Raw genomic sequence first — 14,183 nt, 5'->3', positions numbered from 1 at the left:
ACAATGATTTTCTTCATTCCTTCTTTTTTTAATTATTACTGATACAAAATTACGGAGGCTACATGTGCCGCACCTGTGACCTATATCACAATTGCTAAAACGGGCAGGCTGAAACCCGTTATGAATAAAACCGGCTCAATGTTTCTCTGGATACCCCTAGAAAGGCGGCCATCTGACTTTTGGAAACCCGTTGTATCAGCGATGGGTATCGCTTGAGCAGCATGGCATACCGCTCTTCGGCACTGGAACCCAACAGCGACAGTATGCGTTGCTGGGAGGCAATATGACCAGATATGGCCTTTTGCAGAAAAAAGTGTTCCATACGCGGAAACGAGCCACAGAGATTATGGTAATCTTCCAAACTTATGTGGAGCACCTCCGTATCCTCAAGACATCTTAGGGACATCGTCGCCCTACCCTCTTGGTAAAAAGCATAATAATCCGTTTCCCACCAATCCTCCATGGCAAACGACAGGATATGTTCCTTCCCGGATGCATCACTATAAAGCAGCTTTAAAAGGCCGGATACCACAAAATAGGTATACGGAACCTTATCTCCCTGTCGAAACACAAATTCTCCTTTAGTAAACCGTTGGGGTACAAAATAGGGTGCAATCAAATCGAAGTCCTTAATGGACAAGGGCATGATTTCCTCTATATGTCTTCTAAGCTCCAATTTCATACAATCGATACGCTACTATAATCCGGAAGGATTTCCTTTGTTAAGGCATAGAGGGAGCAATTTCATGTCACTATCATCCGATATGCCCCGGAACTTCAGTCAACAATATGTTAACATTATTTTTTTTCTGATATGGGACAAAAGTAAAAAGAATCCGCATAAGTTTGTTCTGAACAAACTTCGACCATCAATAAATTGCAATGGAGACGGAAACCGAAAAATTAAATGCTGCCAAAAAAGCCATAACACATATAGAAAATGGCATGGTGGTCGGCCTGGGCTCTGGATCCACCTCGTCCCTTATGATCATGCTATTGGGAGAGCTGGTTGCAGACGGACTGCAGATAAATGGCGTTGCCTCTTCCCTAAAATCGGAACAGTTGGCCTCCAAATTGGGCATACCACTATTACCGCTCAACCAAACGACCACGATTGATATCAACATCGATGGTGCGGATGAGTTTACAGAGGAACTCCAACTCATCAAAGGGGGCGGCGGGGCACTCCTACGGGAAAAGATATTGGCCCATTACTCCGACTTGAACATCATCATTACGGATTCGAGCAAGAAAAGTGAACGATTGGGAGGTTACCCACTCCCCTTGGAAGTGATTCCCTTTGCAGAACAAAAAATCATCAAGGAACTCAAGGATATGGGACTGGCCTCAAACCTTCGCATGGAAGAGGGAAAAGTTTACAGAACAGACCAAGAAAACAGTATTTTGGACTTGGATGTCTCCAACTGGGATGATATAGAGGCCCTGGAAAACCTATTGCAAGCAATGCCGGGCATTGTGGAAACCGGTCTGTTTCTGAACAGTACGGATCTGGTCATTATGGGCATGGGGAACCAGACCTTTGAATTTAAAAAATGAACGAGGGGCCAAACCTTAAAAACCTACTATTCCAACATCGAATGAATACCATACAATCCATTAAAGCAGTGCTATTTGATCTGGATGGCACATTGATACAAACAGAAGTCCTAAAAGCCGATTCCTATGCGATGGCCATTTCGGAACTGACCCAAGGAGCGGTCGATAAAAAACAGGTATCGGACATCTTCAATCAATTTGTTGGCTTGTCCAGAACAGAGGTGGTCCAAGGCCTCGCAAAACACTATTATAAGGAACTTAGCACCCATTTGTCATCGGACGATTTGGAAACCATTGGAGAAAAGCTCATTGAAAAGCGACTTGCCCTATACCGGGAGATTCTGGATAACACCGAGCTGTTGTCCAAACATTTTTGCACATACACCCTTGGGCTCTTCCATAGGCTAAAAAGGGAAAACTACACCTTGGTACTCGCCACCATGTCACATTTGCCAGAGGCCAAAAAGGTCACTGAGGCCATTGGCATCTACGATCAATTTGATCTGGTCCTGACGCGTGATGATGTAGCCAACGGAAAACCGGCACCGGATATTTACAAAAAGGCCAAGGAGCATTTCGGGCTAAATTCAGAGCAATGTCTGGTCATTGAGGATTCCCCTAACGGAATCATGGCCGCACAAAATGCGGGAATGCCCGTTTTTGCGGTCACAAATTCCATCACAAGGAAATCGGTACACGATTGCAAACTCCTTGATCCAAGGTTTATCGTTGACGACCTGACCCAATTGGAAACGGTCGTCTGTTCTTACCTCGAGTCAAGGACGGACTAGTGGGAACCCATAGCACGTCCTTTTTATTGCTATGCCTTTTAAACAAAAAGTTCATGATAATCCATGTCCAAATATAGCATCGGGTCTGGATAGTTGTAGACGATGCCATTGGATATATGGACATTGAGCAATTGCGGTATGTATTGCATGACCTGATTGGTCCCTTGAAGATTCTGTGGTGCTTCCATAGTGTTCATTTATTGATAAGGTTCAACTTTTTAATAGCCTATCAGTCGCACATCCGGTTGATTCCTTTTTCCAAATCCATGGATTCTTCTTATGAGGGCATTGGAAAATTCTATGTCCAAATGAAGAGCGTCGGTCCCGCTACCATTTGAGTAAGGAAACCAACAATTCATTCTTTTGGTCAATTCTTCAACCACCATTGTTCTTTGGTTACAACAGTAGTATATCACAAAGTTTTATTAAAAAATATGTAGGTATTTAGGTAATTACCTAAATTTGTACCCACAAAAGAAAAGCACTATGGAATTGTTGGAAATTATAAAGTCATTATCAAATGAGACTCGTTTGAATATTTTGGAATGGTTAAAAAATCCTTTTGCCCATTTTCCGGAAGAAGAATTGAGCCAAGACACACCTGAACTAGGTGTATGTGTTTCCGATATTGCCAAAAAGGCCGGAATGTCGACTCCCACGGTTTCAGACTATTTAAAAATGATGTCGGCCGCGAATCTATTGATCGCAACACGAAAGGGACAGTGGACCTATTATAAAAGAAATGAAAAAACGATTCAAGATTTAGCAACACATATTAAAAATAAACTATAAAAATTTTTTTGTCTAACTTTTAGGTATTTACCTAATTATATAATTACATAACTATGAAAGCAGCAGTATTAAAAGAATTCGGCCCTATCGAGAATTTTGAAATCACCGATATCCCAACTCCTAAACCGGGGTTCAAGGAGGTTCTGGTCAAGGTCTTCGCCACCTCGGTCAACCCATTGGACTACCAAGTACGCCGCGGGGACTATAAAAGTGAATTGGAATTGCCCGTCATCACAGGCCACGATGTCTCCGGCGAGATTGTGGAGGTCGGTCCGGGCGTTGAAAACTTCAAGGTCGGTGACCAGGTCTATTACACCCCCGAAATCTTTAACGGGCCGGGAAGCTATGTGGAGTTCCATGTGGCCAACGAGGCCATCATTGGACTAAAACCAAAGAACCTCAGCCATCTAGAGGCCGCTACCCTGCCCTTGGCCGCCGGAACGGCATGGGAAATGCTCGTGACCAGGGCACAGCTCAAGATCAACCAGTCCATACTGGTACACGGCGGTGCCGGTGGCGTGGGCATCCCCACCATCCAAATAGCAAAGGCCATGGGGGCGACCGTATTTACAACGGCCAGAAAGGCACATCATGAATTCCTCTTGGAACTCGGCGCGGACCATGTCATCGACTATGAAAACGAGAATTACATCGATACCATCCTGAACCTCACGGCCGGAAAGGGCGTCGATGTGGTAATCGACACCATAGGGGGCAATACCCTATCCGACAGTGGAAAGATCCTCGCACAGATGGGGCAAGTGGTCACCATCGTAGATATCGCACAACCGCAAAACCTTATCGAGGCCTGGGGGAAAAACGCATCCTATCACTTTGTCTTTACAAGACAGAACAGAAACAAACTCGACGAGCTCACCCGTTTGGTGGAGAACAACAAGCTGAGACCGGTACTAAAAAAGGTGTTCCCTTTGGAAGAAATCGGTAAGGCCCACAGCCTTTTGGAATTCAAAACGGGGGATAAAAACTTCTATGGAAAAATAGGTATTGAGGTTACAAAGGAAATGTAAGCAGTTTTCAATATCCAACGACGACCTTCTCTAGCCACTACAGGCATCTCATTTAGGAGGAGGTCGTTGCTTTTTGGACGACTTACAGTTACTCTTGTTTGAATATTGCCATTACAGGAAACAACAGAAATTTATACTGAAGGAAACCTGACTGGAGCCAACTTGCCAAAAAAAACATTTACACCATGAAAACAATTCGATACATTATAATGACAACCCTTTTACTTGCCTTGGTGGCCTGTAAGGTTAAAACAAGTACCATTGGTTATACTGTTGAATCCAAGACGGCTGCCAAAACACATAATTTGGAAACGGTGTATACCGACAGTATTTACCAGTTTACAGGGGTGGCCGTATCACAGGACAATCGCTTATTTGTGAACTACCCCTATTGGCTGGACCAACATGCCCACTCCGTAGTCGAGGTAAAACAAGGCAAGGCCTTGCCCTACCCCAATGAAGCTTGGAACAGTTTTAAAAAAGGAGAGGACGGACAAAACAAATTTGTCACGGTACAGGCGGTCTACACCGATGACCGAAACTATCTATGGATCGTGGATGCGGCCGGGATTGGATTAGGTCCAGTTTACCAAAGAAGCAACAAGGTGATCAAGATCAATTTGGCCACGGATGCCATCGAACGGATCTATAGGTTTCCCGAGGATATCGTTCACGACCATGTATATCTCAATGATATCAGGGTGGACAATCAAAACGGTTTTGCGTATATGACGGATTCATCTGCTGGTGGTTTAGTGGTATTGAATATCACATCCGGGGAATCAAGATACGTCCTAGCTGGAGCCCCTGCCGTCCTATCGGACAGTAGCTATACGTTCAGTCCTTTGGGCGAGGAACTTACTGCCTCGGACGGTCAACCCTTAAAGGTAAACAGCGACGGGATAGCCCTAAGCCCAGATAGGGAATGGCTTTATTTCAAACCGCTTACCGATAACAAATTATACCGTATAGCCACTTCATTGCTAAGGGATTTTGAAACACCCATGAACACTATGGAAAAAGGTGTACAGAATCTCGGCAAATTCACCACCACTGACGGCATGATCTTTGACACCAAGGGCAATCTTTATTTTGGTGACCTAGAGAATAACAGCATCATCAGAATTACACCAGAACTTCAAATGGAGGAATTGGTTCGGGACAGTGATCAACTCATTTGGCCTGATAGCTACAGTATTTCCAAAGATGGGTATTTGTATATCACAGCTTCCCAAATCCAGTTGATGCCTTGGTTTCATCAAGGGGAAAACAAAACCAAACTGCCCTATAAGGTGTTCCGGTTAAAACTATGAAAACGGTTAATATCCGTATAGTGGAATTGGAAAAAATGTCTGTAACAAGACCCTAAAACAGTATATAAAAACATTCAAAAGAATATAAAAATGAAAGCAATTGTATTACAAGCACCCGGGGGTACAGAAAACTTGGCCTTACTAGAGGTCGATAGACCGAACATCACATCCGGGGAGGTATTGATACAGGCCAAGGCGATAAGCATCAACCCTGTCGATACAAAGACCCGTAACGGAAAGGGCATATATGGACGCATCAAGGAGGAAAGTCCACTTATCTTGGGCTGGGACGTTTCAGGTACGGTGGTCCAGAGCAAAGACCCCAAGTTCCAAATCGGCGACGAGGTGTTCGGGATGGTGAACTTTCCCGGGCATGGCAGGGCCTATGCACAATACGTAGCGGCCCCGGCATCACAGCTCGCACTCAAACCCCAGAACATCACCCATGAAGAGGCCGCCGCAACGACCCTGGTGGCCCTGACCGCTTGGCAGGCCCTGGTCTCCAACGCCAAGGTCCAAAAAGGCCAAAAGGTCCTTATCCATGCCGCTTCGGGGGGAGTGGGACACATCGCGGTACAGATCGCCAAACATTTGGGGGCAACGGTGGTCGGCACATCCTCTGCAAAAAACAGGGATTTTGTACTGGGCCTGGGTGCCGATGGCCACATTGACCATAACGGCTACGACTGGGGCGCGCACCCCAGGGAATTTGATTTTGTCCTCGATACCATTGGAGGTGAAAACATCGACCGTTCCCTGGAAGTGACCAAGGAAGGCGGTACGATCATCAGCATCCCCACCGGCCTGAACGAGGAAGTGACCGCTAGGGCAGCGGGCAAAGGGGTAAAAGGGTATTTCATCCTGGTGGAATCCAATGGCGGGGACATGGAACAGATCGCATCGTTCTTGGAACAGGGCGTCCTGAGACCGCACATTTTCAAGACCTATGGTTTTGATCAGGTACAGGAGGCACATCAACAACAGGAGACCGGTAGAACCGTTGGGAAACTGATTCTCACTCCATAACATCGGAACCTATGCGATGCCATAAATCATACCATACGGCTATATGTGGGAAAGAATCCCAGAAATTGCTTCCTGGAATTTGGGCGGGCTTCGTGCCCCCTAAGGTAGAGAAGAAGAGTTATAGGGAGTATCTCAAAAACCCAAGGCCTTTTGGAGGGATAAAAATCAACTCTTAAGCACTATCTGATCCTTATTTTTCAGTGGCCTTCGCTTACAGGAACCTTCATACTTACCCAGTACCTTAAACACTCTATAACGTGTAATGTAGGGAAAAAATATCATTGTAGAAGATGACCATAAAAAGGGAGCTGTTTCCAGCTTCCTTTTTTTGTACTAACGGTGCTCTGATCGCTGCAAAATCCAAGTCCCTTCATATTCTAAGTGCTCCATAGCTGCATTCCAAAACCAAATTCCTTAAAATTAAAGTTGATGCGGGCACCATTACTGCCACTGAACAAAGACACCCGTGAAGTAATCAGGTTAAGACCGTTTACATAAATACCGCCACCGTAAGAGGTATGCCATAGATTGGAAGTGTCCTTGGCCGTCCAGACCCGGCTATAGTCAAAACCACCATAGACTCCGACGACTATTGGAATGACATTGGTTTTAAACCTTTTGATGTTCAGCCGTAGATCGGTGTTTTGATAAAGCGAAAAATCCTTTCCAAAATTGATATGGCCCTTTAGTTTTGAGCCCAGCACCAAGATACCGGAAGGATGAAATAGAAAGACTTGGTACCACATACCCAAATCCTGTTTTCTCACCTTCTTGGGTCAGGTAAGTTGTGTACCCCGAATATGCTTTAGGTGAAGAATTAAACCCTTTAAAGCTCCTGAACTCTTTATACCCCCCAAAAAGCTTGAGGGAGGGAATGTCCCCAGTTTCTAAGTCCTTGGACTCCGCCTTTCCACATAAAACAAATTTCAAATTTATTAAATATGAGAAATTTATTAAAGAATAGAATTCAATAGAAGCCAAAAAATGACCTATTAAACTGACTATCAGTAAATTAATTTTTTGGTACAATGTTAGTAATTAGACTAAAGCGTAATAGCTCATTTCCCCCTTTAAAATTGGAAACAAATACTATTGGACTTACTCAAAATAAGCATTGAGATCAACGGGGTGTAACATATTTACCTTAAAAGATGGATGGTCAAATTCTGATTCAAAACTAGCATTCAATTCAGTTCTGCCGTAAAACGCAACCAACTAAAATTCAGAAACTTAAGAAACCAACAATATTGGAACAATAACACAAATTCAAATAAATAACAACTACTCGATTAAAATCTAACTCTATGAAAACCATTAGCAACACAAAATACGTAAAAAGCATCCTTGCATCGGGACTGATGTTATTCGCTGCGGCCGGATTACGGGGTCAGGAACCTAAAGTAAAAAAATCTGTTCATTTTAGTGGATCAATTGATGCCTATTATCAGACAAATTTGACCGCGCCCGATACTACGCAACAATCTTTTGGAACCGCATTTGCAGATGAATTAGGTTTTGCACTGGGTATGGTCAACATTATTGCAACATATGAGGGCGAAAAAACTGGTGCTGTTGCGGACATTGTTTTTGGGCCAAGAGGTGATTTTGCTACGGGTGGATATAATTTGAATCAAATTTATGCCTATTGGAAGGTAAGTGAGTCAACAAGGTTAACGGCGGGTCGTTTTAATACCTATCTGGGTTATGAGTTAATTTCACCGGTAGGAAATTTTAACTATAGTACCTCTTATTTAACCTCCAATGGTCCATTTTCACATATCGGGGTAAAAGCTGATTTCAGCCTTTCTGACGATTTTAGTTTAATGCTTGCCTTTATGAACGTTACAGACATTAATAGCAATTTAACAGGTGTTTATTCGACCGGAGCGCAATTGGGATATGCTGGGCAGTTTTTAAATTTTTATTATGATGGGGGTGAATTTCTAGGCTTTGAAATAGATTATACAGCGGGTTTTGAATTAACCGACAATCTATATTTAGGTATAAATGCCGCATATGCGGATAATGATGGTGAAGGCTTTTCCGGCGTTGCGCTTTACCCACAGTATGCAACCTCCGATGACTTCTCAGTTGGCTTGAGAGGTGAATATTTTTCAACCAAATCTGAAGCCGTTTCTGACAATCCCAGTGTTTTGGCATTGACACTAACCGGAAGTTATACCGTTGAGAATTTAATTATTAAGCCGGAAATTAGACTAGACTCTTGGGGAAGCGATTTTGAACCCTATTTTGACGCTGACGGTGCAAATTCAAAAAGCCTATCTTCTTTTTTAATTGCCATAATCTATTTCTTCTAAATAGAATGAATAAACGTAGTTAAACTTACATTTTTGAATTAAGGAAAACCGTTATGAAATGCAGTTTTTTTGCTTCACTGTTTATTAAAAGATTGCATTCTGGTGCTGCCAATCCACCAAGGTTAAATAACAAATCAACATTTGGGGCACCAGGGTCTTGATTCTTAATATATATCGTAACCGTAGTGTCGGTTCCAGCCCATTGCGCCGAAAGCACAATTGCATTTCTCAAATAATGGAAAAGTATGACAAATAGGAAATACAATCATTTCATTTTTAAATATAACGTGTTGATTTACAAATATTTATGTCTTTGGCATAGAAATGGTCATCCATGAAGCGTGTCCAAATGGCAATACAATAAATTTTATGCATTAGAGCACCGTAAAGACACCTAAATCCTAAAGGGGAACATTAAATTAATGGTGTGGTTTCTTGATCGATCAAGAATTATGAACACTGAGTAACTTATTAATCCAATAAAAATTGAAATGAAGCATATCAAATTTATTCTCTTTCTATTGGCCATACCCTTCCTGCTTTTCCGTATGAAAATGGAGCATTCCAAAATGGAAAGGGAGAAAAAAGAACGAATGGACCAACAATGAAAGTTAAAGACAAGGATTTGTCGGTGGCCACGGTAACTGGGAAGGACAGCGAAATCAACTAAAAAAATACAATCATGAAAGCAGCAGTGTTATAAGGGTTCTACCCCACTGATAATTTCTATGGAAAGATTGGCGTACAGATAAACAATTAAAACAGGCATTAAACCAAGATCGGATATGAGTAACCTAGACATTTTTAAAAAAGCGAACAAAGTATTGGGAGATGGAAACTATGAAAAATTCATCACCTACTGTAGCGACGACATCAAATGGGAAAACGTAGGTGAGCGTACCTTTCAAGGAAAGATTGAGGTACTTGAATACATAGGCTCCACATATGATGGAGTGGTATTTACCACAGAAAATTATATCACGGAAAAAGAATTTGTTGTGGAGCTTGGCCAGATCGTATTTGAACAGGACGGCGCACCAAAAAAAAGTTCCTTTTGTGACGTTTGGAAATTTAAGGATGGCTTGATCCATCAAGTAACTTCCTTTGTGATTTGAGCATGCTTAGTGAACAACCAACAGATGAAAACAACAGCATATGAAAGCAATTGTATTACAAGCACCCGGGGGTGCAGAAAACTTGGCCATACAAGAGGTCGATAGACCGAACATCACATCCGGGGAGGTATTGATACTGGCCAAGGCGATAAGCATCAACCCTGTCGATATAAAGACCCGTAACGGAAAGGGCATATATGGACGCATCAAGGAGGAGAGTCCCCTTATCTTGGGCTGGGACGTTTCAGGTACGGTGGTCGAGAGCAAAGACCCCAAGTTCCAAATCGGCGACGAGGTGTTCGGGATGGTGAACTTTCCCGGGCATGGCAGGGCCTATGCGGAATATGTAGCGGCCCCGGCATCACAGCTCGCACTCAAACCCCAGAACCACCCATGAAGAGGCCGCCGCAACGACCTTGGTGGCCCTGACCGCTTGGCAGGCCCTGGTCTCCAACGCCAAGGTCCAGAAAGGCCAAAAGGTCCTTATCCATGCCGCTTCCGGGGGAGTGGGACACATCGCGGTCCAGATCGCCAAACATTTGGGGGCAACGGTGGTCGGCACATCCTCTGCAAAAAACAGGGATTTTGTACTGGGCCTGGGAGCCGATGGCCACATTGACCATAACGGCTACGATTGGGGCGCACACCCCAGGGAATTTGATTTTGTCCTCGATACCATTGGAGGTGAAAACATCGACCGTTCCCTGGAAGTGACCAAGGAAGGCGGTACGATCATCAGCATCCCAACCGGCCTGAACGAGGAAGTGACCGCTAGGGCAGCGGGCAAAGGGGTAAAAGGGTATTTCATCCTGGTGGAATCCAATGGCGGGGACATGGAACAGATAGCATCGTTCTTGGAACAGGGCATCCTGAGACCGCACATTTTCAAGACCTATGGTTTTGATCAGGTACAGGAGGCCCATCAACAACAGGAGACCGGTAGAACCGTTGGGAAAATTGTGGTACGGCCATAAATAAATCAAAATCAATTTTACGGGCAAAAAAATGAAAGAAAAATATATTGGCATTACGGTGAAAGTACGTATGTTCACCTTACACAACAGATCTGTGTACCTAAATTGATATTCGAAGAACAATGAAAGCATCAGACCTATTTATCAAAGCTTTGGAAAACGAGGGAGTTGAATATATTTTTGGCCTTCCAGGAGAGGAAAATCTAGCCTTTTTGGAGTCCATAAGAAAATCCGAAAAAATCGAGTTGGTCCTTACAAGGCACGAACAGGGTGCCGGATTTATGGCTGCAACGTATGGCAGGTTGACCGGTAAGGCCGGGGTCTGTCTCTCTACGCTCGGTCCCGGTGCCACCAATTTAGTGACTTCTGCTGCCTATGCCCAATTGGGGGCCATGCCCATGGTGATGATCACCGGGCAAAAGCCCATCAAAAAGAGCAAGCAGGGAAAATTTCAAATTCTGGATGTCGTCAAAATGATGAACCCGCTCACCAAGTATACCAGGCAGGTCACCCATGGTTCCCATATCCCTTCCATCGTTAGGGAAGCATTTCGGTTGGCCCAAGAGGAAAGACCCGGAGCGGTTCATATTGAGCTTCCCGAGGACATTGCAGAAGAGGAGGTGCAAAACCCTAGGATATTTGAGGTGGTCGATTTTAAGATTCCCTATGCCGGTGACAATACCGTGCAACAGGCTGCCGATATGATTGAAAGGGCGAAACGGCCCATCGTACTTATTGGTGCAGGGGCCAATAGAAAAAGGGCAAGTATTGCGCTTACACAATTTGTTGAGACCTTGGGGATTCCTTTTTTCAATACCCAAATGGGAAAAGGAATTATTGACGAACGCCATCCACTATACCTAGGAACAGCTGCGTTGTCCGATCACGATTTTTTACACGAGGCCATTAAAAAAGCGGACCTTATTATCAACGTTGGGCACGATACCATTGAAAAACCCCCATTTTTTATGCAACCTGAGGACAATCGCAAAGTGATTCACCTCAATTTTTTTCCGGCAGAAATAGATGAGGTCTACTTCCCCCAGTTGAATGTTATAGGAGATATTGCCCATAGTGTCTCCCAATTGACCGAGAAGTTAAAACCCATGGCCAACAGTTGGAATATGGATTTCTTTCTCCAAATAAAAGCAAACGTCAAGGAGCGGCTGACAACCTACGGAGAGGACGATCGCTTTCCCATTTTACCCCAGCGTTTGGTAAAAATCATACGTGATGTGCTCCCGGATGATGGTATTGTCACTTTGGACAATGGGATGTATAAAATATGGTTTGCCCGGAATTACCCGGCCTATGTACAAAATAGCTTGCTCCTGGACAATGCTTTGGCGACCATGGGAGCCGGTTTGCCATCGGCCTTGATAGCAAAGCAGTTACATCCGGATAAAAAGGTGATATCCATAAACGGGGATGGAGGATTTATGATGAACTCCCAGGAATTGGAAACCGCAATACGCATGCAACTTGACCTGATCGTCATCATTTTGAACGATAATGCCTATGGCATGATTCAGTGGAAGCAGGAGGATCTAGGATTCAAGAAATTTGGTTTGGACTATGGAAACCCTGACTTTGTAACATATGCCGAAAGTTTTGGTGCCAAAGGCTATCGACCAGGTTCGGTAGCAGAATTCCAGCAAACCTTGAAAAACACCATGAATTCCAAAGGGGTCCATCTTATTGATCTGGCCATAGATTATTCCCTTAACCATGAGATTTTGAACAAGTTGATAAAACAATATTCCAGTGAACTTAAATAAAAATATGATGAGCAACGCAATAACGATCAACCCTGCGACCGGGGAAAATATAAACGAATACGAAAGAATAGCGATTTCAAAAGCTAAAGAAAAGATAGCTTTGGCCAGGAAAGCCTACACTTCTTGGAAACAAACAAGCTTTACGGAACGGTCGCAACACATGCATGCGCTTGCCGATCACTTCGAGGAAAACAAAGAAGCCTATGCCCGGTTGGCCACGACCGAAATGGGAAAAACCATTGTACAGGCAAGAAAGGAAATTGAAAAATGTGCTTGGGTATGCCGCTTTTATGCGGATAATGTGGAAAGGTTTCTTGGAAAGGAAACAGTGGATACCGAGGCGAAAAAGAGTTATGTTACGTTTCAGTCCATGGGAGTCATTCTGGCCGTGATGCCTTGGAACTTCCCGTTTTACCAAGTCATCCGCTTTGCTGCACCTGCACTTATGGCCGGGAACACCGGGGTTTTGAAACACGCCTCCAATGTGCAGGGATGTGCATTTGCCTTGGAAGATGCCTTTATAAAAGCGGGATTTCCAGAAGGCGTATTTACCAATCTGAACATCAATGCCAAAGATGTCAAAGGGGTTATAGAGGATAAAAGTATCGTGGCAGTTACCCTTACAGGAAGTGACCCAGCAGGACGGTCGGTCGCAACCGTTGCCGGTGCCAATTTGAAAAAAACGGTTTTGGAACTTGGCGGAAGCGATGCCTATATCGTTCTGGATGATGTGGACCTTGAAGAAGCAACAGATCTTGCAGTGCTGGGAAGATTGCAGAACAACGGGCAAACCTGTATAGCGGCCAAACGTTTTATTGTCCTCGACGCCATTTACGATGCGTTCCTGAAGATGTTCACCACCAAAATGGCAAATGCTAAAATGGGAGACCCCATGGACGAATCCACCTATTATGGACCAATGGCGAGAGTGGATTTGCGCGATGAAATACACGAACAGGTCACAAAAACCATTGCCCAAGGTGGTCGACTTTTACTTGGGGGAAAAATCCCGGAAGGAAAGGGAGCTTACTATCCTGCCACCATCTTGGCAGATGTACATCCCGGAATGGAAGCTTTTGACAATGAACTTTTTGGTCCCGTGGCCGCTGTAATCAGGGTTAAGGACGAGCATGAAGCCATTGCATTGGCCAATACCTCCCAATTTGGTCTCGGGTCGGGAGTGCTCACATCGGATAGGGAACGTGGCGAAAGAGTGGCATTGGAACTTGAAGCGGGCAGTAGCTTTGTCAATAAATTGGTGGCTTCAGACCCTAGGCTGCCCTTCGGAGGCATCAAGAACAGTGGCTATGGAAGGGAGCTTTCCAGTTATGGTATTCGGGAATTCGTCAATGTGAAATCCGTCTGGGTGGCTTGAGTCATGGTGCGTAATTCTATCGTATAAGGCATGTGACATGGAAACACCTGACTTCACAAAAAATAAAATCCAGAGGGGCTAGCCCCTCTGGATTGATTTAACCTCTTAAAAAAGTT

At 44.2% G+C, this 14,183-nt stretch carries 15 protein-coding genes; 12 read left to right on the top strand and 3 right to left on the bottom strand.

Going from position 1 to position 14,183, the window contains the following annotated elements; translation table 11 throughout:
• Positions 1-118: 118 nt before the first annotated feature.
• Positions 119-682 (bottom strand): Crp/Fnr family transcriptional regulator, encoded by a 564-nt coding sequence (locus GVT53_RS04275; RefSeq protein WP_166247584.1) that lies wholly within the window; start codon positions 680-682, stop codon positions 119-121.
• Between the two features lie 200 nt (positions 683-882).
• Between GVT53_RS04275 and rpiA the strand changes: the two genes are divergently transcribed.
• Both rpiA and GVT53_RS04265 read left to right on the top strand, forming a co-directional pair.
• Positions 883-1,557 (top strand): ribose-5-phosphate isomerase RpiA, encoded by a 675-nt coding sequence (gene rpiA / locus GVT53_RS04270; protein WP_166247583.1) that lies wholly within the window; start codon positions 883-885, stop codon positions 1,555-1,557.
• Between the two features lie 41 nt (positions 1,558-1,598).
• Complete coding sequence (locus GVT53_RS04265; RefSeq protein ID WP_166247582.1) at positions 1,599-2,348, top strand: HAD family hydrolase; 750 nt, start codon at positions 1,599-1,601, stop codon at positions 2,346-2,348.
• Between the two features lie 38 nt (positions 2,349-2,386).
• Here GVT53_RS04265 and GVT53_RS04260 read toward each other — a convergent pair whose 3' ends face one another.
• A complete protein-coding gene (locus GVT53_RS04260; protein ID WP_166247581.1) occupies positions 2,387-2,536 on the bottom strand; it encodes a hypothetical protein in 150 nt (49 codons plus the stop codon).
• A 298-nt stretch (positions 2,537-2,834) separates the two neighbouring features.
• On the opposite strand from GVT53_RS04260, the gene GVT53_RS04255 reads away from it, so the two are divergent.
• The 4 genes from GVT53_RS04255 to GVT53_RS04240 all read left to right on the top strand — a co-directional run bounded on the left by GVT53_RS04255 (position 2,835) and on the right by GVT53_RS04240 (position 6,507).
• Positions 2,835-3,140, top strand: coding sequence for an ArsR/SmtB family transcription factor (locus GVT53_RS04255; RefSeq protein WP_166247580.1), 306 nt, complete (start codon positions 2,835-2,837; stop codon positions 3,138-3,140).
• Positions 3,141-3,193: 53 nt separating this feature from the next.
• Positions 3,194-4,168, top strand: a complete 975-nt coding sequence (locus GVT53_RS04250; protein WP_166247579.1) for a zinc-dependent alcohol dehydrogenase family protein — start codon at positions 3,194-3,196, stop codon at positions 4,166-4,168.
• Positions 4,169-4,353: 185 nt separating this feature from the next.
• The gene (locus GVT53_RS04245; RefSeq protein ID WP_166247578.1) at positions 4,354-5,481 is read left to right on the top strand and encodes an L-dopachrome tautomerase-related protein; all 1,128 of its coding nucleotides are present in this window, start codon (positions 4,354-4,356) and stop codon (positions 5,479-5,481) included.
• A 90-nt stretch (positions 5,482-5,571) separates the two neighbouring features.
• Positions 5,572-6,507 (top strand): NADP-dependent oxidoreductase, encoded by a 936-nt coding sequence (locus tag GVT53_RS04240; RefSeq protein WP_166247577.1) that lies wholly within the window; start codon positions 5,572-5,574, stop codon positions 6,505-6,507.
• Between the two features lie 377 nt (positions 6,508-6,884).
• On the opposite strand, the gene GVT53_RS04235 is transcribed toward GVT53_RS04240, so the two are convergent.
• Positions 6,885-7,274: a hypothetical protein gene (locus GVT53_RS04235; protein ID WP_166247576.1), complete on the bottom strand. Its 390-nt coding sequence runs from the start codon at positions 7,272-7,274 to the stop codon at positions 6,885-6,887.
• Between the two features lie 537 nt (positions 7,275-7,811).
• Between GVT53_RS04235 and GVT53_RS04230 the strand changes: the two genes are divergently transcribed.
• From GVT53_RS04230 to GVT53_RS04210, 6 genes are all read left to right on the top strand, one after another.
• Positions 7,812-8,825 carry an outer membrane beta-barrel protein gene (locus tag GVT53_RS04230; RefSeq protein WP_166247575.1) on the top strand — a complete coding sequence of 338 codons (1,014 nt, stop codon included), beginning with the start codon at positions 7,812-7,814 and terminating at the stop codon, positions 8,823-8,825.
• 785 nt (positions 8,826-9,610) lie between these two features.
• A complete protein-coding gene (locus GVT53_RS04225; protein ID WP_166247574.1) occupies positions 9,611-9,940 on the top strand; it encodes a nuclear transport factor 2 family protein in 330 nt (109 codons plus the stop codon).
• Positions 9,941-9,980: 40 nt separating this feature from the next.
• On the top strand, positions 9,981-10,337 hold the full coding sequence (locus tag GVT53_RS21195) for an alcohol dehydrogenase catalytic domain-containing protein (protein ID WP_309474629.1): 357 nt from the start codon (positions 9,981-9,983) through the stop codon (positions 10,335-10,337).
• Positions 10,338-10,359: 22 nt separating this feature from the next.
• Positions 10,360-10,914 carry an NADP-dependent oxidoreductase gene (locus tag GVT53_RS21190; protein ID WP_309474630.1) on the top strand — a complete coding sequence of 185 codons (555 nt, stop codon included), beginning with the start codon at positions 10,360-10,362 and terminating at the stop codon, positions 10,912-10,914.
• A gap of 122 nt (positions 10,915-11,036) precedes the next feature.
• Positions 11,037-12,692, top strand: coding sequence for an acetolactate synthase large subunit (locus tag GVT53_RS04215; protein ID WP_166247573.1), 1,656 nt, complete (start codon positions 11,037-11,039; stop codon positions 12,690-12,692).
• A gap of 7 nt (positions 12,693-12,699) precedes the next feature.
• The gene (locus tag GVT53_RS04210; protein WP_166250412.1) at positions 12,700-14,067 is read left to right on the top strand and encodes an NAD-dependent succinate-semialdehyde dehydrogenase; all 1,368 of its coding nucleotides are present in this window, start codon (positions 12,700-12,702) and stop codon (positions 14,065-14,067) included.
• The last annotated feature ends 116 nt before the right edge of the window (positions 14,068-14,183 follow it).

Source organism: Flagellimonas oceani (assembly GCF_011068285.1).
GTDB classification, from domain to species: Bacteria; Bacteroidota; Bacteroidia; order Flavobacteriales; family Flavobacteriaceae; genus Flagellimonas; species Flagellimonas oceani.
Note: the sequence above shows the minus strand (reverse complement) of the source record. Positions and strands in the feature narration are given on the sequence as shown.

Bases quoted from the DNA above. Each gene is read 5' to 3' on its own strand.
- GVT53_RS21195 (WP_309474629.1), top strand. From the start codon at position 9,981: ATGAAAGCAATTGTATTACAAGCACCCGGGGGTGCAGAAAACTTGGCC.
- GVT53_RS04255 (WP_166247580.1), top strand. From the start codon at position 2,835: ATGGAATTGTTGGAAATTATAAAGTCATTATCAAATGAGACTCGTTTG.
- GVT53_RS04260 (WP_166247581.1), bottom strand. From the start codon at position 2,536: ATGGAAGCACCACAGAATCTTCAAGGGACCAATCAGGTCATGCAATAC.
- GVT53_RS04210 (WP_166250412.1), top strand. From the start codon at position 12,700: ATGAGCAACGCAATAACGATCAACCCTGCGACCGGGGAAAATATAAAC.
- rpiA (WP_166247583.1), top strand. From the start codon at position 883: ATGGAGACGGAAACCGAAAAATTAAATGCTGCCAAAAAAGCCATAACA.
- GVT53_RS04275 (WP_166247584.1), bottom strand. From the start codon at position 682: ATGAAATTGGAGCTTAGAAGACATATAGAGGAAATCATGCCCTTGTCC.
- GVT53_RS04225 (WP_166247574.1), top strand. From the start codon at position 9,611: ATGAGTAACCTAGACATTTTTAAAAAAGCGAACAAAGTATTGGGAGAT.
- GVT53_RS04250 (WP_166247579.1), top strand. From the start codon at position 3,194: ATGAAAGCAGCAGTATTAAAAGAATTCGGCCCTATCGAGAATTTTGAA.
- GVT53_RS04230 (WP_166247575.1), top strand. From the start codon at position 7,812: ATGAAAACCATTAGCAACACAAAATACGTAAAAAGCATCCTTGCATCG.
- GVT53_RS04265 (WP_166247582.1), top strand. From the start codon at position 1,599: ATGAATACCATACAATCCATTAAAGCAGTGCTATTTGATCTGGATGGC.
- GVT53_RS04215 (WP_166247573.1), top strand. From the start codon at position 11,037: ATGAAAGCATCAGACCTATTTATCAAAGCTTTGGAAAACGAGGGAGTT.
- GVT53_RS04245 (WP_166247578.1), top strand. From the start codon at position 4,354: ATGAAAACAATTCGATACATTATAATGACAACCCTTTTACTTGCCTTG.
- GVT53_RS04240 (WP_166247577.1), top strand. From the start codon at position 5,572: ATGAAAGCAATTGTATTACAAGCACCCGGGGGTACAGAAAACTTGGCC.